The sequence below is a fragment of the Clostridium lapidicellarium genome (assembly GCF_041224415.1).
GTDB lineage: Bacteria > Bacillota > Clostridia > Clostridiales > Clostridiaceae > Clostridium_B > Clostridium_B lapidicellarium.
This window is the reverse complement of the sequence record NZ_JBGFFE010000024.1, coordinates 28,361-55,211: the sequence shown is the minus strand read 5'-3', so window position 1 is coordinate 55,211 and position 26,851 is coordinate 28,361. Positions and strand designations below refer to the sequence as shown.

25 protein-coding genes and 3 other annotated features are annotated in these 26,851 nt (G+C 38.3%); of the genes, 18 read left to right on the top strand and 7 right to left on the bottom strand.

Translation table 11 applies throughout. The annotated features are described in order from the left end of the window. The first annotated feature begins 192 nt into the window (after positions 1-192). Positions 193-393 (top strand) — a binding site (T-box leader). A 103-nt stretch (positions 394-496) separates the two neighbouring features. Genes AB8S09_RS13365 through AB8S09_RS13355 form a run of 3 tightly spaced genes read left to right on the top strand, consistent with a single transcriptional unit; the run spans position 497 to position 3,700 of the window. After that, on the top strand, positions 497-1,297 hold the full coding sequence (locus AB8S09_RS13365) for an electron transfer flavoprotein subunit beta/FixA family protein (protein ID WP_294184053.1): 801 nt from the start codon (positions 497-499) through the stop codon (positions 1,295-1,297). Positions 1,298-1,301: 4 nt separating this feature from the next. Then, positions 1,302-2,288 carry an electron transfer flavoprotein subunit alpha/FixB family protein gene (locus AB8S09_RS13360; RefSeq protein WP_369869300.1) on the top strand — a complete coding sequence of 329 codons (987 nt, stop codon included), beginning with the start codon at positions 1,302-1,304 and terminating at the stop codon, positions 2,286-2,288. A gap of 26 nt (positions 2,289-2,314) precedes the next feature. Continuing rightward, a complete protein-coding gene (locus AB8S09_RS13355; RefSeq protein ID WP_294184049.1) occupies positions 2,315-3,700 on the top strand; it encodes an FAD-binding oxidoreductase in 1,386 nt (461 codons plus the stop codon). Positions 3,701-3,746: 46 nt separating this feature from the next. Here AB8S09_RS13355 and AB8S09_RS13350 read toward each other — a convergent pair whose 3' ends face one another. Together AB8S09_RS13350 and AB8S09_RS13345 are read right to left on the bottom strand one after the other, a co-directional pair. After that, positions 3,747-5,168 carry a sodium:solute symporter family protein gene (locus AB8S09_RS13350; RefSeq protein WP_369869299.1) on the bottom strand — a complete coding sequence of 474 codons (1,422 nt, stop codon included), beginning with the start codon at positions 5,166-5,168 and terminating at the stop codon, positions 3,747-3,749. 145 nt (positions 5,169-5,313) lie between these two features. Next, positions 5,314-5,528 (bottom strand) — a binding site (T-box leader). 160 nt (positions 5,529-5,688) lie between these two features. Further along, positions 5,689-6,978: a cell wall-binding repeat-containing protein gene (locus tag AB8S09_RS13345; protein WP_294184045.1), complete on the bottom strand. Its 1,290-nt coding sequence runs from the start codon at positions 6,976-6,978 to the stop codon at positions 5,689-5,691. Positions 6,979-7,122: 144 nt separating this feature from the next. Between AB8S09_RS13345 and AB8S09_RS13340 the strand changes: the two genes are divergently transcribed. Genes AB8S09_RS13340 through AB8S09_RS13330 form a run of 3 tightly spaced genes read left to right on the top strand, consistent with a single transcriptional unit; the run spans position 7,123 to position 9,845 of the window. Continuing rightward, complete coding sequence (locus AB8S09_RS13340) at positions 7,123-7,620, top strand: prolyl-tRNA synthetase associated domain-containing protein (RefSeq protein WP_294184042.1); 498 nt, start codon at positions 7,123-7,125, stop codon at positions 7,618-7,620. A 19-nt stretch (positions 7,621-7,639) separates the two neighbouring features. Beyond that, the gene (locus tag AB8S09_RS13335) at positions 7,640-8,503 is read left to right on the top strand and encodes a DMT family transporter (RefSeq protein ID WP_369869298.1); all 864 of its coding nucleotides are present in this window, start codon (positions 7,640-7,642) and stop codon (positions 8,501-8,503) included. Between the two features lie 22 nt (positions 8,504-8,525). Further along, positions 8,526-9,845 carry a replication-associated recombination protein A gene (locus AB8S09_RS13330; protein ID WP_294184039.1) on the top strand — a complete coding sequence of 440 codons (1,320 nt, stop codon included), beginning with the start codon at positions 8,526-8,528 and terminating at the stop codon, positions 9,843-9,845. 8 nt (positions 9,846-9,853) lie between these two features. Here AB8S09_RS13330 and AB8S09_RS13325 read toward each other — a convergent pair whose 3' ends face one another. Then, positions 9,854-10,498: a superoxide dismutase gene (locus AB8S09_RS13325; RefSeq protein ID WP_294184036.1), complete on the bottom strand. Its 645-nt coding sequence runs from the start codon at positions 10,496-10,498 to the stop codon at positions 9,854-9,856. A 132-nt stretch (positions 10,499-10,630) separates the two neighbouring features. On the opposite strand from AB8S09_RS13325, the gene AB8S09_RS13320 reads away from it, so the two are divergent. Together AB8S09_RS13320 and AB8S09_RS13315 are read left to right on the top strand one after the other, a co-directional pair. Next, complete coding sequence (locus AB8S09_RS13320) at positions 10,631-11,086, top strand: flavodoxin family protein (protein ID WP_294184035.1); 456 nt, start codon at positions 10,631-10,633, stop codon at positions 11,084-11,086. A 165-nt stretch (positions 11,087-11,251) separates the two neighbouring features. Further along, positions 11,252-11,776, top strand: a complete 525-nt coding sequence (locus AB8S09_RS13315; RefSeq protein WP_369869297.1) for a DUF4489 domain-containing protein — start codon at positions 11,252-11,254, stop codon at positions 11,774-11,776. Positions 11,777-11,835: 59 nt separating this feature from the next. Here AB8S09_RS13315 and AB8S09_RS13310 read toward each other — a convergent pair whose 3' ends face one another. Genes AB8S09_RS13310 through AB8S09_RS13300 form a run of 3 tightly spaced genes read right to left on the bottom strand, consistent with a single transcriptional unit; the run spans position 11,836 to position 15,418 of the window. After that, the gene (locus AB8S09_RS13310) at positions 11,836-14,076 is read right to left on the bottom strand and encodes an ABC transporter permease (RefSeq protein ID WP_369869296.1); all 2,241 of its coding nucleotides are present in this window, start codon (positions 14,074-14,076) and stop codon (positions 11,836-11,838) included. Continuing rightward, positions 14,076-14,774, bottom strand: a complete 699-nt coding sequence (locus tag AB8S09_RS13305; RefSeq protein ID WP_294183557.1) for an ABC transporter ATP-binding protein — start codon at positions 14,772-14,774, stop codon at positions 14,076-14,078. The genes AB8S09_RS13310 and AB8S09_RS13305 overlap by 1 nt, the downstream gene beginning before the upstream one ends. Continuing rightward, positions 14,759-15,418: a TetR/AcrR family transcriptional regulator gene (locus tag AB8S09_RS13300; protein WP_294183553.1), complete on the bottom strand. Its 660-nt coding sequence runs from the start codon at positions 15,416-15,418 to the stop codon at positions 14,759-14,761. The genes AB8S09_RS13305 and AB8S09_RS13300 overlap by 16 nt, the downstream gene beginning before the upstream one ends. A 213-nt stretch (positions 15,419-15,631) precedes the next feature. On the opposite strand from AB8S09_RS13300, the gene AB8S09_RS13295 reads away from it, so the two are divergent. Next, positions 15,632-16,828, top strand: a complete 1,197-nt coding sequence (locus tag AB8S09_RS13295; RefSeq protein ID WP_294183551.1) for a DUF362 domain-containing protein — start codon at positions 15,632-15,634, stop codon at positions 16,826-16,828. A 31-nt stretch (positions 16,829-16,859) separates the two neighbouring features. Further along, on the top strand, positions 16,860-17,660 hold the full coding sequence (locus AB8S09_RS13290; RefSeq protein ID WP_294183549.1) for a hypothetical protein: 801 nt from the start codon (positions 16,860-16,862) through the stop codon (positions 17,658-17,660). A 64-nt stretch (positions 17,661-17,724) separates the two neighbouring features. On the opposite strand, the gene proB is transcribed toward AB8S09_RS13290, so the two are convergent. Next, the gene (gene proB, locus AB8S09_RS13285; protein ID WP_294183547.1) at positions 17,725-18,522 is read right to left on the bottom strand and encodes a glutamate 5-kinase; all 798 of its coding nucleotides are present in this window, start codon (positions 18,520-18,522) and stop codon (positions 17,725-17,727) included. A 134-nt stretch (positions 18,523-18,656) separates the two neighbouring features. Beyond that, positions 18,657-18,895, bottom strand: a binding site (T-box leader). A gap of 168 nt (positions 18,896-19,063) precedes the next feature. Here proB and AB8S09_RS13280 point away from each other — a divergent pair. The 8 genes from AB8S09_RS13280 to AB8S09_RS13245 all read left to right on the top strand — a co-directional run bounded on the left by AB8S09_RS13280 (position 19,064) and on the right by AB8S09_RS13245 (position 26,846). Continuing rightward, positions 19,064-19,750, top strand: coding sequence for an ABC transporter ATP-binding protein (locus tag AB8S09_RS13280; protein ID WP_294183544.1), 687 nt, complete (start codon positions 19,064-19,066; stop codon positions 19,748-19,750). 20 nt (positions 19,751-19,770) lie between these two features. After that, positions 19,771-22,323: an ABC transporter permease gene (locus tag AB8S09_RS13275; protein ID WP_294183542.1), complete on the top strand. Its 2,553-nt coding sequence runs from the start codon at positions 19,771-19,773 to the stop codon at positions 22,321-22,323. Positions 22,324-22,486: 163 nt separating this feature from the next. Further along, complete coding sequence (locus tag AB8S09_RS13270) at positions 22,487-22,645, top strand: VanZ family protein (protein ID WP_294183540.1); 159 nt, start codon at positions 22,487-22,489, stop codon at positions 22,643-22,645. Positions 22,646-22,656: 11 nt separating this feature from the next. After that, on the top strand, positions 22,657-23,181 hold the full coding sequence (locus AB8S09_RS13265; protein ID WP_294183538.1) for an RNA polymerase sigma factor: 525 nt from the start codon (positions 22,657-22,659) through the stop codon (positions 23,179-23,181). Beyond that, positions 23,174-23,953 carry a hypothetical protein gene (locus AB8S09_RS13260; RefSeq protein WP_369869295.1) on the top strand — a complete coding sequence of 260 codons (780 nt, stop codon included), beginning with the start codon at positions 23,174-23,176 and terminating at the stop codon, positions 23,951-23,953. Before AB8S09_RS13265 ends, AB8S09_RS13260 begins: the two co-directional genes overlap by 8 nt. 30 nt (positions 23,954-23,983) lie before the next feature. Then, positions 23,984-24,871 carry an ABC transporter ATP-binding protein gene (locus AB8S09_RS13255; RefSeq protein WP_294183533.1) on the top strand — a complete coding sequence of 296 codons (888 nt, stop codon included), beginning with the start codon at positions 23,984-23,986 and terminating at the stop codon, positions 24,869-24,871. A 1-nt stretch (position 24,872) separates the two neighbouring features. Further along, positions 24,873-26,102, top strand: coding sequence for an ABC transporter permease subunit (locus AB8S09_RS13250; RefSeq protein ID WP_369869294.1), 1,230 nt, complete (start codon positions 24,873-24,875; stop codon positions 26,100-26,102). Positions 26,103-26,150: 48 nt separating this feature from the next. Further along, positions 26,151-26,846, top strand: coding sequence for a response regulator transcription factor (locus tag AB8S09_RS13245; RefSeq protein ID WP_294183529.1), 696 nt, complete (start codon positions 26,151-26,153; stop codon positions 26,844-26,846). Positions 26,847-26,851 lie beyond the last annotated feature (5 nt).

Below are 26,851 nucleotides of genomic sequence, written 5' to 3'. Positions count from 1 at the left end.
AGAGAGAGCGGGAGAAGGTGGAAGGACCGTAAATAATGCATGTTGAACTCGCCTTTGAGTTGCAGGCTGAAATAATAGTAGGCTGTGCCGGCAAATGCCGTTAGTGGATTGAGTACAAAATTGGGTGGTACCGCGAACAGATTTCTCGCCCCATAGAGAAATCTGTTTTTTTATATTAACTTATATAGATATTGACAAGCTGTGAAGGGAAGCAGTAGGTATAATTTCTATTTCAAAGAGAGCAGGGTTTTTGGTGAAAGCCTGTAAGTAGAGTTTGCTGAACTCGTCCTGGAGTTGGAAGCTGAAATTGCAAGTAGGCTTTACCGGTTAAAAGCCGTTATTTAGTTGAGTATAAAGTTGGGTGGTACCGCGAACAGACTTCTCGCCCCAAGGAGGAGCCTGTTTTTTTATATGCCAAATTTGAAAAATTTTCTAAATAATATACTGATAATGGTATAATACCATTATCAGTATAAAAAAGATGGAGGGTAATACATTGAACATAATAGTTTTAATTAAACAGGTACCGGATATGGAAAAAGTGAAATTCGACAGCGAAAGGGGAGTGGTGGATCGTAAATCTGCAGGTACAGAGATCAATCCTTTTGATTTAAACGCCCTGGAAGCGGCGGTACAGATTGGTGAAAAGGTTGATTCCACCACTATAACGGCTGTAAGTATGGGGCCGCCGAGTGCAAAAGATGCTTTAAGGGAATGTATCGCAAGGGGAGCTTCAAAAGGAGTGCTTGTAAGCGACATAAAATTTGGTGGATCGGATACCAGGGCGACATCCACTATATTGTCAGGTGCAATTAAAAAGATAGGGAAGTATGATCTTGTAATTGCCGGTGAAAAGACTGTGGACGGTGATACAGGACAAGTTGGACCTGAAATAGCGGAATTTTTAAATGTTCCTCATGGAAGTTATATAAGTAAAATTGAAGGGGTCGACGAAAATGAAATCAAAGTGCGTTCTGAAATATGGGCGGGGACTTATTTGAAAAGCATGAGACTGCCGGCCCTTATTACGGTGACAAAGGACATAAATGTTCCAAGACTTCCGTCTTTTAAAAACAAGATGAAAGCGAGAAAAGCTGAAATAGAAGTTATGACATTTAAGGATCTGGAGGGAAATCTTAGTGAAAACGAAATTGGTTTTAAAGGTTCTCCTACAAAGGTAAAAAAAATAGAAGTACCGCAGGCGGCAAAACGGGAAGGAAAAATTTACAGGGAAAATATTTCACAGGCAGTTGAGAGACTTGCTGGTATATTTAGAGAAAAAAAGGTGGTGGACTGATAATATGGAAAAGGAATATAACGGCGTACTGGTTTTTGCAGAACAGAAAAATGGAAATATACACAAGGTGAGCTATGAGCTCCTCGGAAAAGCCAGGGAGCTTGCAGATAAATTGGGTGTTCCGGTATACAGTGTACTTCTCGGCCCAAGGGGAATAAAAGCTGAGGAATTGATATACAGAGGTGCGGACAAGGTCTTTTACGTAGAAGATGATGTATTCGACGGACCTGAAGAATTAATATACAAGATGAATCTTGAGCAGGTCGTCAATAAAATTAAACCGGAGATCTTTCTTATAGGGGCTACCAGTCTTGGAAGATCACTGGCACCTAGACTGGCGGCAGCATTAAATACAGGTCTTACTGCAGATTGTACCGGACTTAAAATAGATGAAGACGAAAAACTGGTTCAGATAAGACCTGCCTTTAGTGAAAATATACTGGCCCATATAAAAACAGATACTTATCCACAGATGTCTACAGTCAGGTATAAAGAGTTTGACGAAGCAGAAAGAAATGAGCAAAATAGCGGAGAAATTGTGAAAATAAATGCGGTAAAGCTTCAAAAACCCAGGGTGAAAGTTATAGGTAAGTTGAAGGATCAGGAAGTCAATATCTCGGAGGCAAATGTGGTGGTGGCAGCAGGAAAGGGGTTGAAAAAGCCGGAGGATTTCAAAATGATTAAGGAGCTGGCGGATTTACTGGGAGGACTTGTTGGTGCAAGCAGAAGCGTTGTAGATGACGGATTTATTTCAAAGGACTTTCAAGTCGGGTACAGTGGCAACAGGGTGAAACCCAAATTGTATATAGCATGTGGAATTTCAGGTGCGCCGCAGCATCTGGCAGGGATGAAGGAATCGGAGTTCATAGTGGCAATAAATGAGGATCCCTCGGCTCCGATATTCAATGTGGCCGATTATGGCATAGTGGGGGACATGTATGAAATAATACCTAAATTGATAGATGAGATCAAAAATAAAACTGCAGTCTAATATTGATAGAAGGGGGTAAATGGATAATGAAAGATGAAATAATCAGAAATTTAAAACAAATTGTAGGGGAGAACTGGGTGCTGGATGATCTGTCCAAGATGCAAAGTTATCTCTATGATGAAACCGAACCACTTTTGAGACCCGAAGCGTCGGAGGATTCTGTAGTAGTTAAACCTGCTTCACCGGAAGAAATATCCCAAATATTGAAATATGCAAACAAAAACCTGATTCCGGTGACTACAAGAGGGGGCGGCACGGGAGTTGTAGGTGGTGCCATACCGATAAAACCAGGTATAGTTTTAACCCTTGAAAGGCTCAATAAGGTTGTCGAGCTGGATGAAAAAAATTTGATGATAACCGTTGAAGCTGGTGTGACTCTGGCAGATCTGCTGGAAGCACTGAAAAGTGAGGGCAAGTTATTTTTCCCCATACACCCGGGAGATGAGGGGGCACAGATAGGTGGTATGATTGCAACGAATGCGGGCGGGACGAAAGCTGTAAAGCATGGAATTATGAGAAACCACGTGAAAGCCGTGGAAGTGGTTTTACCGACGGGCGAAATAGTTACTCTTGGCGGAAAACTGATAAAGAACAATATGGGCTACGATCTGCTTCATATGATGATTGGGAGTGAAGGGACCCTGGGAATTATTACAAAGGCAACCTTGAAACTCTATGCAAAGAACAAATACACTGGAACTCTCATAGTTTCATTTAATACGAGGAGAGAAGCCTGTGATTCAGTTCCCAAAATACTGCAGGAAGGCATTACTCCTCTTGCTGTGGAGTACATGGATAGGGTTGTGGCAAAAAAATCTGCAGATCAGCTTGGCAGTAAATGGCCTGTAGACAACAGTGCCCCTGTGGATCTCATATTTATGCTTGATGAGCCGACTGAAGATGAACTGTATTCCAATAGTGAAAGAATCGTGGAGATTTGTGAAAAATATAATTCAGTGGACAGTGTTATAGCGGAAACTGCAAAAGAACAGAGAAACATCCTTGAAATAAGGAGCAATGCCTATGAACCTTATAAGGACAATATATCGGATGCACTTGATATAGCTGTTCCACCGTCCAGCGTGCCTGATTTCTTTGACGATATAACTGCATTGGCTGAGAAGTATAACAACAATATAGTATCTCTTGGACATATTGCAGATGGAAATATTCACAATTTTATCATGGGGGAAAACGGCAGACTGCCTTCATACTATGAGGAACTGAAAGAGAAGATGTACAAAACTGCCCTGAAATACGGAGGTACCATAACTGCCGAGCACGGTACCGGAAAGACAAGAAAAAAACATATGCCGCTTCAGTTTACTGAAAGGGAAATTGAAATTATGAACAATATAAAAAAGGCATTTGATCCAAATGGAATTCTGAATCCGGGAGATATAGTCGATTAGTTAAAACAATTAAAATTGCGGTAAATTTTACCGCAGTTTTAATATTTTATATGACATTTTTGATGGATTTGGAGATTTTAGTTGTGCTTATAGCTCTTTTGTCAATCAATGATATTAAAAAGAAAACACAGAGACAGGATAGCCATTCCATGTATATCACATGGGGAAAAATTCTGAAAGAAGGTATGAGCTCCCATAAAAATAACACTGTGATGCCTGTCAAAGTAGTATAGAAAGCAGAGCTTTTTCTACATAAATTCGGTGCAAATACGGTAAACATAAACACTATGGTGAAAGCCGTGCTTAAACTCAAACCTATCGATATAGCTTTTAATATACCTGATATCGACAAAGCTAGTATAAAAGTTAATATGCCTATTAAAATTACAAATGTCTTGTTCATGATAATGGAATTTTCCTCTTTCATCCCTGGATTTATAAATGATTTGTATATGTCCTGTGTAAAAAGTGTGGATGCCCCCAAAAGCAGGCTGCAGGCAGTGGATACATCTGCGGCCCAGAGAGCTGCAAGAGTCAGGCCTGCAGCTACGGGATTCAATGACAATATCATCTTGGGCAGGGCCAGAGTACCGCTCACATTGGGGAAGGCAGTTCTGGCTGCTATACCTATTATTGCGCATAAAAATCCTATCGGAATCATGAGAAAACCAGCTATTATAAAGGATTTTTTTGCAGCCTTTGAATCTTTGGCAGCGAAAGCCAATTGCACAGGTCCCTGCATGGACATAACCTGTGTGATCATTATGAGAAACCAGCTTAAAATTATCCATATGCTGGTGCCGTTTACGGGGCTGAAATAATCTATATTTTGAGGAAGCTTGAGTTTTATGTTTTCAAATCCTCCTCCAGAGGCCACTGCCAGAACGGTGCATAGTATTATTCCTGTATATTTTATAGGGACATTAAAGGTATTGCAGAGTCCTGCAGACCACATTCCACCTATGAAAGTTATTCCTATAAACACACAGGCACTTACCACCATGCCTGTTTTTAATGTGAATACTCCTGGAAGCAATGAAGACAAGATGGATCCGCCGGCAATGTACTGCAGTGACATGATTACCACAAGTATGATTATCTGGCATATGACACAGACGGTTTTTCCCTTTTTATCATAAAATTTTCCCAGTAATTCTGGAACGGTGGCTACATTGAATTTCCTGTATTTCCCTGCTACCAGGAGTCCCATCAAAATGGCGCCGGTACCCCATGCTACATTGTACCAGCCTGCGGATAATCCTATGCTGTAAGCCTGTTCGGCAACGCCTATGGTAGAAGCCCCGCCTATGGCGAGTCCTATCAATGAACAGGTTACAAGCGGGGTGGTGAGCTGCCTTCCTGCAAGGGTATAACTTTCGCCTCCCTTTATAGCTTTTTTTCGGGCAAAAAGGCTTATTATAAATAATGCAGATATATATAGAATTATGATTATCAATGATATATTCATTTTTTACAGATCTCCTTCATTTATTGTTGATTAAATAATAAAAAAACGTCCCTGGCCGAGGGACGAAAAAGTCGTGGTACCACCCTGATTAAACAAATGGCAAATTTTGAAATTTTTAAAGCGGGAATAAAAAAAGCACCTGCGATTAAGGGACGAAACTCAATCGTGGTACCACCCTACTTTGAAAACAAAACTTTGCTGTTTATCTCTTACTTTTAACGCAAGTTAAACGGCACGGCTTACTGAAGATTTCAGCCTGCAGTTCAAGAATGTATTTCATAAATTCTATCATACAGTTTGCACCCGCCACTGCTTCTCTTATTGATATAATTTATTACTTCTTTCTATCATAACTTCATATATTTACAAATTATTATAAAGTAAAACTGTTGTAAATACAATATATAAAATGTTGTCAATGGGATTTTTACCGTTAAATACATGAGAATATCTTTATATTTCACGCAATTTCTATTTAATTGGAAGATAAGCTGCTGCAGCAGGCAGGCAGCTTATTTAATCACCATTGCAATGCATTTATTAATTGCTGCAGTGTATCCAGATACTGGTGCAGTATATTATCGGCATCTATTCTGTTCTGAAGGTCATCTCTTTCTACTTCTGAGAGATTTTGTAAGATTTCATGTATTTTTTCCTTGTTTGATTTTATATCGGACACTATTGTGCTTACGTTATCCAGCTTATTTGAAATAAGGTCATTTAGATTATCCACTATCTGAAAAACCGCATCCTTTTCATCTGGATTGTCTGTAGAATCCTCTATAGTTTGGAGCCTGCTGTCAATGCCGTTAATAAGTACTATAAGTTCTATACGGGTAAGCAAATAATCCGAAACGGATATCTGACCTCCTACAGCTACAATATTTGCTGTGGCACTTATGTTGTTTTTTATAAAATCTTTCGTATTTTTATTTAAATTGTCCTCTACTAAAATAATAGGCGCGTTTTTCTTTGCCGCCAGTGCGGAAGCTGAGAGTGCATCTGCAAATTCATTCCCCGCAGGGCCTTCTCCCCTTGACAGATAGACATTATCAAGGTCGATGCTGGATTTGAATTTATTCAGCACATTCACATTGGTTTCGTATCTGTTGATGCCGGATATTCTTATTACATTTGGTATGGAGCCCAAAGTGCTGCCTGGTATCACGCCGTTTCCCCCTACAACATAAGTTTGCAGTATGTTGGATTTGTTGCTATCTATGTATTCCTCAACGGTTTCGGGTACGGCGTTCTTGTTTGTCAGAAGTATGGGCATGCCCTGTCTTGCAGCTATTGGTGCTATGGAAAGGGCGTCTGCGTAACCTTCTCCGGAAGCTACTGCCACTTTACTTGGTTTACCGAGAGCTTCAGCTGCGATTACGGAAGTTTCATACCTGTCAGCCCCTCCAAGACGCTGTACATTCAAACCCATGGATTTCAGCTGATTTTCCACATTGTATGAAATTGAATAGGGTCCGCCCATTTCTATTATCTGATCTGCCTTTAATCTTGTGATTTCTTCTTTTACATTTTCATCCAGGGAATTATTTGGAATCAACAGTATAGGTGCACCGTACTTATTTGCAATAGGAGCTGCACAGAGTGCATCTGCATAATCCTGTCCTGAAGCCAGAATTACATATTTTGAACTTGTCCATCCATTTTGGGATATATTTATGGAAGTTTCATATCTGTTCTGTCCGCCAATTCTTGAAGTATTTGCAGAAACTTTTTCAGATGGTATAAAATTTGATGCAAATACAAAGACAGTACACAATATAAAAGTTGAAATGGATTTTAATTTATTCATGTTTCATCCCTCCTTCTACCTATTATAATACATATGGTATTGTTTGATAAGGAAAATATATTTTGAAAATGAGCTTTTTAATGATATCATAATAAGTAATATTAAAATATATTTTAGCGGTAAAAGAAAGGAAAGTGAAAAAAGATGGTGGCCAGTGAAAGTGAAAAGAAGGTCTATGATGTTTTAAATGAAATAGGAATAAAATATGAAAAATATACTCATAAACCGGTTTATACCGTGGAGGATGTAAATAAATTGGATGTACATATCCCGGGCAATCATACAAAAAATCTTTTCCTTAGAAATAGAAAGGGAAATATTCACTATTTGGTGGTTATGAAGGATTCAAAACGGGCAGATTTAAAAAAACTTTCCAAACAGGTTGGAAGTACTCCGCTGTCTTTTGCTTCAGAAAAAAGACTGGAAAAATATTTGGGCCTGAAACCCGGTTCCGTAAGTCCCTTTGGTTTGGTCAATGACAGCGGCAAATGTGTAAAGGTGATAATTGACAGTGACATACTTAAAGGGGAAAAGATCGGATTTCATCCCAATGTGAATACTGCAACGCTGGTTATTTCAACTGGGGATTTCCAAAAATTCCTGAAGTGGACTGAAAATGATGTGTCTTACATGAAAATCTGAATATATGGGAAGATGCTTCATGAAAAGAGGATATCTATATGCTGCAGTATCTGCTGTGCTGTTTGGTTCTTCCGGTATTATAATAAAAATTGCCTTTTCAGAAGGCATGGATTCCATGAGTATAATGCTTTTACAGTACATGGTATCTATTCCTGTTATGTTTTTTGCCATGGCAATTATTGATAGGGATACTTTGAGGATAAATAAAAGAAACCTGTGTCATACGGCTGTCTTAGGAATAGTAGGCAATACACTCATGACGGTTTTTTACTATGGGGCATTTAATTATCTGGATGTTTCCGTGGTTACCATATTACTTTATACCTATCCCATAATGGTTTTTCTTTACTCCTGTATTATTGAAGGAAATAGAATTGGTTTCAGCAAGATTTTTGCTCTTGCCGCAGCTTTTACAGGATGCTTTTTAAGTTTGGGGCTTGCCGGCAGGAATATTGCCTTTTCTGCAAAAGGCTGTATATTTGGGCTTTTATCGGCACTTTTTTATGCTTTTATGAATATATATTCTGAAAAAAATATGAAAAGCTTAAATCCACTTACCATAAATTTTTACTCGATTATTTTTTCATTTTTGTTTTTGCTTGTTTTTGTTTCTCCAAAGACCGTACTTGAGAGGGAACTGAATGTTAAACTTGGTGTATGTATTGTGATTCTAGCTGTGTTTTGTGAGATAATACCGCTGACTCTGTTGTATGCGGCAATAAAGGATATAGGGGCTTTGAAGGTTTCGATAGTGGAAAATTTGGAGATACCTACTGCAATGCTGCTTTCCTTTTTTGTACTGGGAGAGTCTGTGACTTTAATCCAGGTTTTAGGGGCAGTTTTAGTCGTCTATTCCGTATGCAGCATTAGAAAAATAGATTAAATTTAGAATTAAGGTGTTTGATATGGATTATGTACAGGGGTCGATGTTTGATAAAAAGGTGTCTTCTCCTCTGGCAGATAGAATAAGGCCTAATAATTTGGAGGAATATATTGGCCAGAAACACATACTTGGAAAGGGGAAAATACTTAGAAATTTAATATATACGGATAATATAAGCTCGATGATATTCTGGGGCCCACCGGGAGTCGGAAAAACCACTTTGGCTAGGATAATTGCCTCCGCTACCAAAGCTAAATTTATAAATTTTAGCGCTACCACCTCCGGCGTTAAAGAGATAAAGGAAGTTATGGCAGCTGCAAAAAAGAACAGGAGAATGGGTATCAGGACAATTTTGTTCGTAGATGAAATTCATAGATTCAACAAGGCACAGCAGGATACTTTTCTTCCTGCTGTGGAAAATGGAGATGTAATACTTATAGGTGCTACTACGGAAAACCCCTCTTTTGAGATAAATTCTGCACTGTTGTCAAGATGCAGGGTTTTTGTACTTCATCCCCTTACTACAGGTGATATTGTTCAGTTATTAAAAAGGGCAATAGAGGATAAAAGGGGCTTTGGATATTTAAAAGTAAATATTACAGATGATATGCTGAAGACCATAGCCATATATTCAAACGGGGATGCCAGGCGCGCTTTGAATGTGCTGGAAATTGCCGTAATGAGCTGTATCGACAATGTAAGCACTTCAAATGTCACAGAAGAGGCGATAGAGCAGTGTATAGGCAAGAAAACACTGCTCTACGATAAAAATGGTGAGGAACATTACAATCTCATTTCGGCCCTCCACAAGTCTATGAGAAACAGTGACACGGATGCTTCAGTTTATTGGCTTGCCAGAATTTTGGAGTCGGGGGAGGATCCTCTTTATGTAGCAAGAAGGATAATACGTTTTTCCTCTGAAGATATAGGAATGGCGGATCCAAAAGCTATGGAAGTGGCAGTTTCCGCATATAATGCAGCCCATTTCATAGGTATGCCCGAGTGCAGTGTGAACCTTACGGAAGCTGTAGTTTACATGTCATCCGCTCCGAAGTCGAATTCTCTCTATAGGGCATATAATAGTGCAAAAAAAGATGCACTTGATACTATTTCCCAGGGAGTCCCACTTCATCTGAGAAATGCACCTACAAAACTGATGCATGATTTAGGGTATGGAAAGGGATACAAATATGCCCATAATTTTGCAGAAAAAACGACAGACATGCAATGTCTGCCAGATAATTTGAGAGATAGACAGTATTATTTTCCCTCTGATGAAGGTTTTGAAAAAAAAGTGAAGGAGAGATTGCTGAATATAAGAAAAATAAAGAGTAAACACTGAATTAATTTTTAAAAATACCTGAAGGGGCACTGCCTAAAGGGCTGTATATTCATGTATTGTATGGAGGAAATGTACTTTTTGAATCTGTTGTTTAAAACCTTCCAGTTTATATTTTGAATAAATGTGGAAATATATTTTTTCCTGTCCGTTCCAAAATCCATGAAATAAGCATGCTCGTAAACATCCATGACTAATATGGGACAGGAAAGCCACACTGCTCCATTGTCGTGGGAATCACTTCCTATTATATGGAGTTTATTGTCCAGAGAATCAATGGATAGTACTGCCCAGCCCCTGACTGATAATCCTACATCTGTAAGATATGATATAAAATTATCATAAGAAGAAAATTGGTTTTCTATAGCATTGAAGACAGGACCCTGTGGTGAGTTGCTGCCGCCGGTCATGTTTTCAAAATAAAGATTATGAAGTTTCACACCATCCAGGGCATATGTTTCGCCGCGTTTTAAGCTTCGCATTGCTGAATAAGTTGAATTGCTGTCTCTAAAGTTTGCGGCTGCATAAGGGGTGTTCCAAATTTTATTCAGTATGGTTACATATCCCAGATACAGTTTGTAATGTTCATCCAGCTGTTTTGCCGTGATACCTTTAACTGATTTGAAATCAAAAGTTTCGGGCCTTATATTGCTCATAAAATCACCTCTATAAAATATATTAGTATATAATATGTAATGAATCCTAAAAGTGTTAGGATATTACAGATTATCGACCGATTTTTTTAAATGTAGAAGTACATACTATAATTATGAAAGGATTGGTGTAAAGTGAATAGTTTGATAATTTACAAGTCTGTGGAACACAAGAACACGGAGAAGATTGCAAAGAAGATCAATCAGGTGCTGAAGGGCGATATAATGAGCGCAGAGGAAGTAAATACAAGCGAACTTGACAAATATGATTTGATAGGTTTTGGATCCGGGATATTTTACGGGAAATTCCACAAGAGCATATTGAATCTCGTGGATCAGTTTGAAAATGTTGAGAATAAAAAGGCCTTTGTTTTTTCCACCAGCGGACAGGGTAGTAAGGGCTTCAATGACTCACTTAAAAACAAACTTGAAAAGAAAGGCTTTGACGTAATTGGAAGTTTTGCCTGCAAGGGCTTTGATACATTTGGACCTTTTAAGGTTTTTGGAGGATTGGCCAAGGGAAGGCCAAATGAAGACGACGTGAAGGCGGCAGAAAATTTTGCAGCTGAATTGTTGAAGAAAAATGCATAGTTTATAAAAGAGCTGATGATTTCACATCGGCTCTTTTTATTTCTAAAATTTCAAAATAATTTTAACTGCCATCACCTTTTTCCAATCACATCATATATTATAGTAGAAGCTAATGACAATACTGTATATTATATTACCCAGAATATAAAAAGGAGGATTTCTTTTATGAATTCTATGTCAAGATATTATAGAGACAATTGTGATCCGTGCAATAAGAATGATAAGCAGAATGATTACTACGATTGTCGTGAAAATGATAAAAAAATATGTGAAACTATTATAAAGTGTGGGTGCCCTAGATCTACTACACTGCCGCTTGTTACAGTTTCAAGCGATTTTACAGTTGCTAGTGTTACTTTAGATACATCAAAATTGCGTAATCCATGTGTAAAACTGGAATTTGCAAGTAATTTGGTTACTGTGGCAGCTATTACCGGTACTTTGAGCTTTCAAGTGTATAAACAATGTGAAAATCAACTTAATCCTATACCAATCGGACCATCATGGATTTACGAGCCTGTAGCTGTAGGTTCTGACACATTTTCATTTTTTACCTGTGATTGTGATTGCAGTTGTGATAAAGGATGCTGCACTTACAGCGTAGTTGTTACTACTACAGTTACTGCAGGGACTATTTCTGTCAACAATGCGACGCTAGGAGCAATAGCTACATGTGGATGCTCATGTTAGTGACATGATTGTATTAAGGGCGGCGGCACAATTGAGTTCGTGTAGCCGCCCGGTTATTTCTATTCGGATTCCGATTTTAAAGAGTCGGTCATGGAAATGCCATTGACCTTTCTCTTACTTAGAACTTTGGACAGCTCGTAGGTAAAGTATATTATAACAAATCCCAGAAGGATATAGAAGTAATTTACAGTCATGGGAAAGAATATAGTCATGTCTTTGGTTACGGAATTGAGCAGTGAACTTAAAAACATATGGATAAGCGGTACTCCCAGGGTGTAACCTGTTATTACTATAAGTGACGAACTGTTTAACACAAGCGAGTAAATTTCTTTTTTCCTATAGCCGAGTATTCTCATGATGCCTATGTTTTTTTTGTTTTCTTCTATAATGAGTGAAGTTACCACATATATGACTATAAGACCTATTATAAAAGATATAACGGATATGGTTCCTATGGAAATTTGCAGCGGCTGTATCATTGAGTCTACTGCCCCCTTCACGTCATCGGTTGTAACAGTGGTCAGAAGCTTGTTTTCCGGAATTTGCAGCTTATTACTGCTCCACAGGCCCATGTAGCTTTTGGGCTGATATCCGAACATCTGGTTGAATTCTTCTATGGGCATATATACATACTGTCCCAGGTAGCTTTCTGCAATTTCATCTATTTTTATGCTGTATTCCTTGGAATCCAGCTTGTTTATTACGTGCAGCGTGCCGTTGGGTTTTAATCCAAGCTTGTCGGCAAGCGGTTTTGTAATGATAATCCTGTTTTTGTCCAAACTGTTTCCAGATTTATTTTTTAATGAAATGTATCTTGAATCCGGATTTATTCCATATGCTGTAAGGCTCATTTTGCTGTTGGATTTCAAACTCAGGGGAATTTCACAGAAAGCCTCGCCTGATTCAGGTTTTCCATTTTGAATGGAATTGAAAATATAGGTGTAATTGTATTTAAAAGCTTCATTGAATGAATTTTTCATAAGGTAGTCCATGGAACTTTTGGCAGTAAACCCGAAAAGCAAAAACATGGTTGCAAGTGTAACTCCCAGCAGGAGAAATACACTTCTTGGAATGTTTCTAAGCTGCTCCCTGATCTTGAATTTCGTTGGAAATTTCAATCTGTCGAGCTTTAAATTTGCTTCCATAAAATTCACCTCATTTTTTCCACAGCTGTTTCTCATAAGTTGTACCGGAGAATACTTTAGGCTGTTTCTTATTACAAAATAACTGCAGATGCCTAAAAATACTATAGGTAAAAGAATACTTGCTGTGATGTATTTTGCAGTGAAGTTCATGGAATTCATTGGCATGTTGAAATAGTCAAGCATAAGTGAAACCATTGGTTTTGAAGCAAGGGCTCCAAGTGCAGTTCCTATGATTCCTCCAGCTGCTGCAATGGACAGCGGGTACAGCAGATAATGCCCTGTAATTTCCAATTTGGTATAGCCGAGAGCATAGAGGGTCCCTATAATTGTAGATTCTTTCTTGAGCATTCTCCAGAGGACGATTCCTATGAGCATGCAGGTTATGAGCAATATGGCCATTGGTGTAGAAGAAGACATCTTGTTTATACTGCTCAGTTTTGCATCCATGTAAGTTACTCTCGGATTTTCATCGATATTTGTCCAATTCAGTATTATCGCATGGCTGTTCTTTAAATATTTCTTGAGATCCGACATCTTGGAGTTCAAATTACTGCTGCTCTTGTTGAATTTTACAGCGTAAAAACTGCTGCCTTTAAGTTTTCTGAAATCATTTTTGCTTATCACTGCAATTCCAAAATTGTTTGGATTGTTAACTATGTCAGTTTCCGATTTGAGAGGGTATATATAATTTGGCAGGGACATAAACCCTGATATTTTAAAGGATTTACCGTAGATGTTCATATGATTGCCTATATTGAGTTTGTTTGCTTTAGCATAGGCAGGATCGATCAGGATGTCGCCTCCTTTTAAATTATTTCCTTTTATAATTGCAGGGATGTCTATTTTTATATTTTCACTGAATATTCTCAGAGTTTTTTGAGCTGATACCGGGTAATCCAATGTCTTTGTTTCTTCCATATTCATGTTGAACTTTGTTTCCAGGGCAGATACATTGTCTATTTTTTTATTTACCATGAAATTTGCGTCTTCCTGGTTGTAGTTTTTTTCAAAGGAGGAGGATATGTGAGACATATTATAGGAAAGTAAATTGAACATGGTAAAAAGAAGACAGCTCAAAACAATGAGCAGGAAAGAACCTAGGTATTGAGATCTATTTTCCAGCATAGTTCTTTTGACTTTTTTATTGATTACCATTACCATTCAATCCTTTCTGCAGGAACAATATTTTCATTTATTTTGTCCTCGATGATTTTCCCGTTTCTTACCTTATAGATTCTGTTGGACATGGAACCTATGGCTTCGTTGTGAGTTATCATAAGTATAGTGGTGTTGAAGTTTCTGTTGATTTTCTGAAGCAGTTTCAATATTTCCCTTGAAGTTGAAAAGTCCAGTGCACCTGTGGGCTCATCACATAAAAGAAGAGTTGGATTCTTAACTAATGCCCTTGCAATTGCGACCCTCTGCTGTTCTCCACCGCTCAGTTCATTTGGGAATCTATACTTTTTATCAAGCATTCCCACATCCTTTAAGATTTCGTCTATGGACAGAGGGGTTTTGCTTATATTGGAAACAACTTCAATGTTTTCACCTGCGGTGAGCTGTGGTATCAGATTGTAGAATTGAAATATGAATCCTATTTTGTTTCTTCTGTAGTCCGTGAGATCTTTGTCGGAAAGTTTGGTAACCTCGTTATTGTCTATTATAACGGATCCGGAGTCGCAGTGATCAAGTCCGCCTATTATATTTAGAAGTGTGGATTTTCCGGAGCCGGACGGGCCGAGGATTGTTCCGATTTTTCCTCTGTCGAGAGACAAATTTATTCCATTTAATACGTGGGTAGTTACAGTACCTGTTTTGTAGCTCTTTTTCAAATTATTTACCTGAATAAACATCTATTTTCCCCCATTCCATTTTTTAAAAGTTCAATCATGGATTTGATTTCCCTTTCATTTTCTTCAAAACCTTCGTCGACTATATCCTTTCCCTGCGTTCTTGCGCTGTTCATCATGTGTTCTTTAAATTTGAGAGACACCCCCGTGATAAAAATTAGAAGAAGATTGTCGTCTATGTCTTTTCTTATAGATCCGTTTCTTTTGCCGTTTTGAATCATATTGAGTGTGTTTTTGTTTACCATATCCATTATATAGGACATTGATTTGTCCGTTAAATTTTTGTATTTTCCAAGGAGCACATCCTGGATAAATATGACCATATCTCTTTCTTCCATCATCTGAGACCATATGATTTTAGCATCTTTGTAAAATAAATCAAAAATATTCATATCCTTTTTTAAATTAAGGTATCTTCCATATCTTTTATAAAATAAGTCTATTGACCATTTTACCGAAAAGAGAAATAATTCTTCCTTATTGTCGAAATACTGATACATGCTGCCTTTTGACACATTTGCATTTTTAGCTATTGTATCCATCTTCGCCCTTTCAAAACCATATTTTGTGAATTCGCTTATGGCGGATCTTATTATTTTATCCTGTTTTTTTTCTTCCAGATTGAAAAAAGTTTTTTTAGGCACCATGTCACCTCCTGATTTTGTGACTTGAAAGTCATATGACTTTCAAGTCACAAGTATAACTTCAAAGTACAAATAAGTCAATACTTTTTTGCTCAAAGTATATTGACAATCAAATTTTCTGCAAAAATAATGTTATAATTACAGTGTGTATTATGATATGGAAAACAACAGAGAAATTGATTTTAAAAGTAGAAGATTTTATTATGAGGTGTAAGAATGAAAAATTGTAATTTGGGAAAAAGCAGGGTTGCACTGCTTCAATGTACTGATTATGACGAGGACAAAGTGTATAAAACTGTCAGAGAAGGGCTGGATCTTCTGGGTGGGATAGAAAAATTTGTGGGGAAAGAAGAAAAAATTCTTTTAAAACCCAATCTCTTGAAGAGGGCAGCACCGGATCAGGCTATAACAACTCATCCATCTGTATTCAGGTCGGTGGCAAGGATTTTGAGGGAAGACGGGTACAATAAAATTTTTTATGGAGATTCACCTGGAAATGGGAATCCCCTAAAGGCATCCAAAGCTTCCGGAATTGCTGCGGCAGCGAAAGAATTTGAAATTGAGCAGGCTGATTTTAATCAGGGAGAAAAAGTAAGCTTCCCACAGGGGAAAGTTGCAAAGGAATTTATAATGAGCAGGGGAGTCATGGAAGCTGATGCAATTATAAATGTATGTAAGATGAAAACTCATGCACTGCAGCGCATTACTGGTGCGGTAAAAAATATGTTTGGCTGTGTATATGGTTTTAACAAGGGATTGAGCCATGCAAGATATCCAAGCGCGGATAGATTTGCAAAAATGCTCTGTGATCTTCATGTCATGATAAAACCAAGACTCCATATTATGGATGGAATTGTTGCCATGGAGGGTAACGGGCCTTCATCTGGAAGCCCTGTTAAAATGAATGTAATTTTAATATCCCAGGATCCGGTGGCTCTTGACAGTGTTTTCTGCAGGCTCATTCACCTGAATCCGGAGTCGGTTCCGACCAATGTAAATGGGGAAGCCTGGGGACTTGGAAATTGTCATGATGACAATATAGAAATTATAACTCCCGAAGGTGAGAAATCAATAGAGGAGATTGTGAAACAATATGGAAAACCGGATTTTGATGTCTACCGTGGAGATATTAAAAAGGCGGGATTTCATAGAGTTGAATGGCTTATGAAACTCATAAGGCAAAGGCCTTATGTAGTGGAGAAAAAATGCATCCGCTGCGGCATATGCGTGAAAAGCTGTCCTGTGGAGGGAAAGGCCATAAAACTTGATAAAGAAAAAGGAACCCCTCCTAAGTATGACTATGATAAATGTATCAGATGCTACTGCTGTCAGGAAATGTGTCCTAAGAAGGCAATTGAAGTAAAGACTCCGTTTCTGAGAAAAATTTTGGATAAGCTGGCGGGTTCCCATTGATATATGAAAACAGAAAGAAAGATGATGAAATTTGAAACTTTTGATACAGCTGTTTGTTAAGACCTGTGTGGAGACTGTCAATTTGACAGGTATGGTGATATTGGTTGGCTTTCTTTTGGGTATGCTCAGAAATTGTTCGCTGATAAATTTTCAAAGGGGACTTGGAAGTGGAGCGGTGATGGTAACTGGTTTTATAGGAGTGCCTGTACATGAATTAAGCCATGGAATAGCTGCACTGCTGTTCGGACATAGGATTACTGCCATTAAATTGCTTCAAAAACCGGATGCCAATGGCGTCATGGGGTATGTGGAGCACAGCTATAATCAAAGCAGCATTTATCAGCAGGTTGGAAATTTTTTTATAGGGATAGCTCCGATATTTGGGGGTATTGCCTGTATGATCGCACTTATGCATGTAATTATTCCCCAGACCTATAGTAATTTTATAAATATTTTGATGGGGAACATTCATCTGGAAACTATAAATAAATCCACAGTGACAGGAATGCTGTATTCCTATATTGGACTTGTAAAGAGTATTTTTTCAGCTGAAAATTTTCAAAATCCCTATTTTTATATATTCCTATTTATATCTATATGTATATCTTCTCATATATCGTTGAGTCTGGCCGATATAAAAGGTGCGTCAATTGGACTTACAGCTATATTTTTCATACTGCTTATATTGAATATTTTTGGATTGTCAAAATATATACAGGAAATTAATCTTATAAAGTACAATATGGTAATAACAAGTTTTTTAGTTATAGCAGTGATATTTTCCATGATAACTTTTCTGGTAAGTCTATTTTTTGCAGCTTTGAAAAGCTGATATACAATGTGAGGCAGCTGCAGTATATACGGCGTATATACTGCAGCTGTTATGTCATTTAAGATCATTTTCTTCTAATAAATAGAGTTCCTATTGGTTTGTCTTCAACAATATCGTATAGATCTTTTAATCTCTGACCGTTAGTTATAATCATGTCTATGCCGTGTGAGGTTGCAATTTGAGCTGCGTCGAGTTTTGTGATCATTCCACCGGTACCGCGGTTTGAACCGGAGCCCTTTGCAAGTTTACGGATATTTTCATCGATGCCGTTTACTTCTGGAATAAGCCTTGCATCGGGATTTTCCCTCGGATCGCTTTCATAAAGTCCATTTATATCTGACATGAGAACCAATTTTTTTGCCCTGCAGAGCACGGCCACTACTGCAGAAAGTGTATCGTTGTCACCGAATATTTTCTGACTTGATTCAATTTCTCTATAGCTTACAGAGTCATTTTCATTTACTATGGGAATAATATCTCTTTCCAAAAGAGAGTAAAATGTATTTATAAGATTGGACTTTTTTCCTTCATCTTCCACATCTTCTTCGCTGAGAAGTATTTGGGCAACAATTTTGCCGTATTCACTGAAAAATTTATCATAGATATGCATGAGTTCACATTGACCTACAGCTGCTGCTGCCTGTTTTATCCTAAGCTTTTTCGGACGCCCGGCCAGTCTCATTTTATTTGTTCCCACGGCAATAGCACCTGATGAAACAAGAACTATTTCATATCCTAAATTCTGCAGACCTGATAGAACCTGTGCCAATTTGTCAATACGCCGTAAATTTATTTTACCATTTTCATTTGTCAGTGTGGATGTACCTACTTTGACTACTATGCGATTTTTAATAAGATCCATTATGTGTCAAATCCTTTCTGTATTCTTGCTGTAATTTTTAAAATTCTTGGCATTTCTTGTTTCCTAGAAGTAAAATAAGGGCGAACGTGAGAATCACTTTATGATAATAAAAAGCCCCAAGTTGATTTAAATCAACTTAGGGCGAATGATTTCCGTGTTACCACCTAAATTCAGTGTGAACTGCGCTTGCTCAGTACAAAGATAATTCTTGATACTGTTTCCCATATAACGGGGGAATTCCAATGAAGTCTACTTAATATATGTTCGATTCACAGCTCCAAGACTGGTTCAACATTTCTTCATTAAAGTTTCACACCTGCCAACTTCTCTCTTGAAATCCAAAATACCTACTATTTCTTTTCACAGCATTTAAAAATATTTATTTTTTAAAATTATATCACTGATTAAAGAAAATTGTCAATAACTTATGCAGATTTTTAAAAATTACAAAACTGTAAGATAGAATTTTACTTTGTAAGACAGCAGACATGGAGTCTTAAATGAAATCTGTCTATAATTTAAATAGAGGAGGGAGTGTAAAATGGAAATACTCAAGGTAGAAAATTTATTTAAGACGTATGGAAAAGGAGAAAATAAGGTAGAAGCTCTTAAAAATATAAATTTATCCGTAAATAAGGGAGAATTTGTAGCAATTGTAGGTGCTTCAGGTTCAGGTAAAAGTACTCTTTTACACCTTTTGGGTGGACTTGATAGGCCTACTTCAGGGAAAGTTATGATTGATGGAGAGAATATCTACAATTACAAAGAAAACAGGCTTGCTGTATTCAGACGGAGAAAGATAGGATTTGTGTTTCAATTTTTTAATTTAATACCTGTTCTGGATGTGGAAGAAAATATATCGCTTCCGGCACTTCTGGACAATGACAAGGTAGATGAAGTATATCTGAATGAAATTATAAAAATGCTTGGACTTGAAGACAGGAGAAGACATCTTCCTTCTGAACTGTCAGGAGGACAGCAACAGAGGGTGTCAATTGGCAGGGCTCTTTTAAACAAGCCATCTATAATACTTGCAGATGAACCTACAGGAAATCTTGACAGCAAGAATTCTAAGGAAGTTGTTGAACTTTTAAAATACACGGCTAAAAAGTATAATCAAACTCTTGTACTTATTACCCATGATATAAACATAGCGTCTACGGCAGATAGAATAGTTACCATTCAGGATGGACAGATAATTTCAGACAAGTACCTGCAGGAGAACTAGGGGGAGGGGCGTCGATTGATATGATTACGAGTTATAAAAAGCTTACGGGAAAATACATTAGATTCAATAAAAAGAGAAGTATCCTCACTATCATAGGAATAGTGCTGTCTGCTGCACTTATATGCACTATAGGTTTTTTTATTATAAGTATGCAGAATGCCGAAATTGAAAATGTAAAAAATAAGTACGGCTCCTGGCACGTTATGTATAAAGCTCCGGATAAAGATGTTGTTTCCAAAGTGGCCGGCAATCCCAAAATTTCGCGCAGCGGTCTTTGCATGCAGGAAAAGGATGTAAAAATAAATAAAGATGTAAGTGTAAGTCCTATTTCAGCTTCGGACAGCGCATTGGAACTTCTTCACTATAAAATAAAATCAGGAAGATTTCCACGGAATTCAAAAGAGGCAGCTGTGGAGAACTGGGTACTCAGGTACATTGATGGGGATGCAAAATTAGGCGATGAGATAAAGCTTGACGGCCGGGAATTTACATTGGTGGGAATACTTCAGGACAATGTAGGAAGTCAAGTCCAAAAAAGAGGCGGATTTTTATACAAGGACAAAAATATTGACAGGCAAAAATCAGTGCTGCTTGTGGAAATAAGCTCCAAGACAAATTTGAAAAAGGCGGTTTCAGAACTGGACGGTCTGCCGAAAAGCAAGACAATGGAGTTCAACGGCAGGGCAACTGCCTCTGTTGTGAACAATTCCCCGCTCATAGATGTAGAAGGAGGAGGAAGTGGAAAGTCAGGAATTTCACAGATGTATTCCACAGTGGCAATTGTAATAGGTATAGTGCTTGTTGCAGCAATTGCAGTGATATACAATTCTTTTCAGATAAGCGTAGTGGAGAGAATGAGGCAGTTCGGACTCTTGAGGGCAATAGGTGCCACTCCTGCGCAGATTAGGAAAATAGTACTCAGGGAGGCGTCGATACTTTCAGTCATAGGTGTTCCACTGGGCCTTATATGCGGTATTATAGCCATTTTCACCATAAATTTTGTTTTTAGGGTAATTGGCGGGGACATGGTTTCCATAATGAAAGTATCCATATCACCTGTGGTCATGCTTATAAGTGCTGCGGTTTCAATAGCGGCCATATATATATCCGCACTGCTGCCTGCACTGTTTGCCGGGAAAATTTCTCCACTGTCCGCCATAAGCGGGAGGACAGCTATTGTAAAGGAAAAGATAAAGAGGAGAAAAAATGTAATTGTCGGAAAGCTCTTCAAGTTTGAGGGCGAGATGGCTTACAAGAATATAAAGAGAAACAGAAAAAGGTACAGAATAACCGTATTTTCCATAGCTATAAGTGTGGTGCTTTTTGTAACTTTCAAGTCCTTTATGGATATGGCTTTTAATATGACGGATAATGTAAATGAGTCCAAGAACATACATTTTTCTGTTGAGTCAGATAGAAGGGACGGTTTTGTAGAAGATCAAATTGTAGAGGATCTGAGCAGGCTAAATTTGGTGAGTGAGATGTACAAAAAGTACAATGAATATAATTTTGCTGAATTCATAGACAAAAGCAGGGAGGTAGAAGCAGTAAAATCTATAAACGGGGTGTATGGCAAAGCTGTAGATGTGGAAGGCGGGAAAAAAATTCCGGTAAATGGGACTGTCACTGTATATGACCAAAATGCACTGGATGCTTCAAAAAAATATTTGCAGTCCGGCAGTATAGATTCAAATAAATTAAATGAGGAAAATGGTGTTATTCTAGTAGGTAAAAACTTGGTTTATGATAGAAAAGAAAAGGAAACCTATGTTGGACCGGTGGCAAACATAAAAACTGGAGATGAAGTAGTACTGAAATACAGCGGAAAAACGAGCACTACGTCGGCGGACAATGGTAATATTACGAACAGTTACAGGGAATCGGCTAAAAACAGCGGCAGTATCAAAAAAGTGAAAGTGCTGGCGGTTCTCAAAGATGAGCCATTTGATTTATATGGACAAAATGGGCCAAAATTGATAACAACGAGGGAAGTGGCGGAGAAACTTACCGGGATAGGTGACATAAAACCGGTGGGAGTTGATATCAGCATTAAGGATATAAAAAATGAGGATGCCGCAAAAAGCCAGATAGAAAATATTATAAAATCTGATCCTTCACTGAATTTGATAAACAACCTTGATCAAAACAGGAATCAGAAATCTGTCATTTTAATGATCGAGATACTTATATATGGATTTGTGGTAGTTGTGTCACTCATAGGAAGTGTAAATATCATAAACACCCTTACTACCAATGTGATACTAAGAAGAAGAGAATTTGCCATCTTGAAGGCCATAGGTCTCACTAAGAAGGGGCTTAAGAAGATGATAGTTCTGGAAGGCTTTTTATATGCGATTATTGGAACCATATACGGCTCGATAATATCCTGCGGTCTTTCCTATATGATGTATAGGGGAACGGTCAAGGTGAGAGAGTTCAGCTGGCAGGTTCCCTGGAGCGGAATAGCAATTGCGGCCGCTGCAGCTATAATCATAGGATATCTTTCCGTGCTTTCACCTCTTTCGAGGATAAACAGGGGAAATCTCATCGATACGATAAGAGAAGACTATTAACAATTTACAATTGACAGTTTACAATGCACAATTAGATTTACAATTTTCAGTTGGCAGTGTACAATTCCCGGTGGATTGTACACTGTTTGCAATTTTGCTGAAGTGTTTGATGTTTCAAAATCGTTATATATGATAAGGATATGTCAGGAACAGTTGCTCAGCCTTGAAAGTTACGTACACGGGGCTGCTTTTTTCACCGGCAATCGAATTGAGTCAGCTTTTAAATATGCGTGCTACTGATATAGATGATTTGATAACTTTTAAATCATTTTGGTATTTTAAAACGTTATATATTATAGAGATGGTTTTGCAGGTAGTTTAGGAGGATACAGGATGATTCACAAGGGCAGGGTACTGCAGAAAATTAAAAATGAGGACATGGCTTGTCTAAATGAGTTAATTGAACTTTATTATCCGGATATATTCAGGTACTGCCTCTGGCATACGTCAAACCGTCAGACAGCAGAGGATGCCACTCAGGAAACCTTTCTAAAAGCAGTGCGTTATTTTGGGAAATATATTCACAGCGGAAAGTTCAAATCCTATATCTATAAAATAGCTTCCAATGTATGTATAGATATCTGGCGGAAAAAGAAAGCGGATTCCCTTTCCGGGGATCTTCCCTACGTGGAAAAGGGATTTTCCGAGGCGGAATCTTATGCGGATCTGAAAGAACTGGTATGGAAATTACCTAAAAAATATAGGGAAATTGTACTGCTGCGCTTTGCCCAGGACTTATCCCTGAGGGAAATTGCGGAAATGGAAAACATTCATCTGCGGACTGTACAATCCCGCCTGAGATCGGCACTGAAACAGATTAGGAAAAGTATGAAGAAGGGAGAAGAAAATCATGAATAGGAAATTGAAGCTGTATTTGAAAAATGCACTTGATAAACCTCCTGTATGCCGCAGAGAACAAGTTGAAAAAACTGCCATTCTGGCAGAAAAAGAGTATCAAAAACACAGTTCAAGAAAGCAAATTGGATATCTGGAATTTTTACTTCGTCAAGTTTCGTTTATGGGTAAAAAAATATGGATCTTTCAAGGTATAGTGCTTATTTTAATCTGGCTGTTTCTCACTGCGATTTTTAAAGATGATTTTAAATATATCATAAGCCGTCATACTCCGGATCTGCTCTGCCTGTGTGCAATTTTTATAACTATGACCGGCCTGCCATTTTTGTACAGGTCATATAAATACAAGATGCATGAAGTAGAAGCAGCTACACTTATGTCAACTTCCAGGGCATTGTCAAGCAAACTTATCATAATCTCCTTGGGTGATGGTATTTTCTTGCTTTTTACTGCTCTAACCGTACTGGATAAGGCAGGGATTTCCGGTACTTTTATAGTATTTTATCTGCTGGCGCCGTTTTTGATATCCTTCTGCGGATGTATCTTCATTTTTGGACACAGCCGCGGGCAGTACAAAGTGTTTACCTGTGAAGTTTTCTGCCTCCTTATGCTGCCTCTGCAGTACCTGTTTCACAATATGGTGCCCCAGATCTACTACCGTACATCCTTAAAGGGATGGATCGCACTGAGTGCTTTTTTTGCGGCAGTTGTTGTTTTTCAGATATGCAAGTTAATAAGGGGATCCGGTGAGACAGCTGCCTATTTTCCCGTTTAATCAATTTATTTTCATATTGGAGTGATATAGATGAATCTTGAAATCTGTAATTTGACAAAGCAATATAAAGACAAAATTGCCGTTGACAGTGTGAGTTTAAATATATCTCCCGGTGTATGGGGGCTTCTCGGCGCAAACGGTGCCGGAAAGACCACATTGATAAAAATGGCAGTGGGTATTGCACCGCCGACTTCCGGAAAAATATTATATGACGGAATTGAAATTGGTGCACTTGGAGAAGCCTACCGTGATATTTTGGGTTATTTGCCCCAGGATTTCGGCTTTTATCCGGAATTCACGGTATTGGATTATCTGGAGTATATTTCAGCTTTAAAAGGTCTCAGTAAAAACCGTACAAAATCAAAAATAGATGAATTGCTCCGGGTACTCAATCTAACAGATGTTAGAAAAAAGAAAATCTTCAAACTTTCAGGAGGAATGAAAAGACGTGTAGGTATTGCACAGGCTTTTTTGAATGATCCGGAAATACTGATTTTGGATGAACCCACCAGCGGACTTGATCCTGGAGAGCGTGTTAAGTTCCGCAAGTTTATTTCCGAGTTTGCACAAAACCGTATTGTACTGATTTCCACACACATTGTATCCGATGTAGAATACATTGCCACCTGCAACGCTGTCATGAAAGATGGAAAAATCATCTCGACAGGATCTACCGGAGAGCTTGTAAAAGCTGTTGAAGGTAGGGTATGGGAAAGCATAATATCTCCGGATCAGCTTGACCGCTGTGAAAGAAATACCCGTATTGTAAATGTATTAAATGAAAAAGACGGAAATCTTTCCATAAGGTATTTGTCGGCCAGCCCGGACATACCCAATTCAAAACCTGCCGTCCCCAGACTCGAAGATCTGTATCTGTGGCTTTTTCCCCAGGACAAATCGGAGAAGGAGGAGATTTGATATGAATATTCTCCGTTTGGAATTAAAAAGAGTGTTGAAGACCCGTTCCACCTGGATTTTACTTCTAGCTGCCATTTTGATCTCGGGGATCATGGCCTATTTTCCCATATCTTTTGTCCATTATAGTTATGTAGACAAGAATGGAGAAAGTGTCACGGCTTCAGGAATAAAGGCAGTACGGATTATGAAGAAAAATACAGTTCAGGGAGACATCACACAGGACAAAATACAGAAGCCAGTTAAAAATTACCAGGAAATTTCGAAACAGTACGGAAGCATTTATGAAGACAGTATTCCCCAGGATATCCTTGATAAAAAGATACTTCCATTTCGACATATAATAGACAGACTTGAGAGTGTCTATGCAGATCCACAGACAAAAACACCTGCTGATTTAAGCAAAATCTCTCCAGGAGAAGCTGCAGAAAATTTTTATAAAAAATACACCTGGCAGATAAAAAGCAGGGTCACTCAGCCTTCGGCCCAAAAACAGGCTCTTGCACTTTATGAAAAGGTGAATAAGCCCTTTAAATTCATATATGGTTTTGGAAGCAGCGCGGCAGCGGATTACCTTATCATATTAATTTTCCTTCTGGTATTTCTGTGTACGTTTATCACTGCACCCGTATTTTCTGCAGAATACCAGACTGGGGCGGACAATATACTCAGATGTACCAAATACGGCAGGAAAAAGCTTGCCGTGTCCAAAATAATTTCTGCTGTTTTGATCTGCGGTATAACATTTGCGGTGTGTATATCCATTTTTCTTTTCATTGAAAACAGTGCATTTGGGTGGGAAAGTTTGAAAACTTCAATTCAAAGTGTGACGGCCATCTGCCTTCCTTCTATAGATGTAGGTCAATTTGAGGTGATCACTGCAGCAGCAGGTATGCTTACACTTCTTGCCACTGTCAGCTTTACGCTGTTTCTGTCCGCAAGATGCAGGAATACAGTGAATTCCATGATAATAGCCGTTGTATTCTGCCTGATGCCTCTCATACTTTCCTCCATTTCAGGGAGCAATGTAGTGAACTGGATTAGGATGATTCTGCCATCCGGAGGAGCAGGTATTGGAAACAGTTTCGGCGTTAACCTCGTGGAACTTAATTTTCTCAGGATGGGCTCTTATAGTTTCTGGTCGCCATATGTAATGATTATTTCATCGGCTGCCGCCGTTCCGCTGTTTTTAATTCTTGCAGCTTTATCCTATTGCAAGTATGAATCCGTCTGATATGTTATACTTGTGTTGTATAAAATATTGATAAAGAGGTAGAAATCAATGTATAAATTGTTATTGGTGGAGGATGACAGTGCTCTTGCAGCGGGAATAGAGTTTGCTTTAAAGGACGAGGGTTATGAAGTCTTTACGGTATCAACAGTTAAAGATACAGAGGAAATTATGGAAAATAAAAAATTTCACCTTGTGATTCTGGATATAAATCTGCCCGATGGAAGCGGATATGATCTATGCAGGCACATAAGAAGCAAAAGTGACGTACCAATCGTATTTTTAACTGCCCTTGACGATGAGGTAAATATTGTGCTTGGGCTGGAAATAGGAGGGGATGACTATATAACCAAACCATTTGGAGTGAGGGAATTTTTATCCAGGATAAAGGCCATAATAAGAAGAAATTATAAGAGTGAATCTTCGGGGAGCAGATTCCAAAGCGGGGACATAACTGTGGATACTGCCAGTGCCCAGGTGAGAAAAAATGGAAAAAAAGTCACGCTTACGGCTCAGGAATATAAACTGCTGCTGATATTTTTAAACAGCCCCAGAACTTCCATGAAAAGGAATGAAATATTGAACAGACTCATTGAAGGTGAAAGATCTTTTTTTGATGAAAACACGCTGTCGGTTTATATAAAAAGAATGCGGGAAAAGATAGAGGATAATCCTCAGGATCCCAAATACATAGTTACACAGAGGGGACTGGGCTATATGTGGGATAAAGAGGTCATCAAGGAGTAATGAAT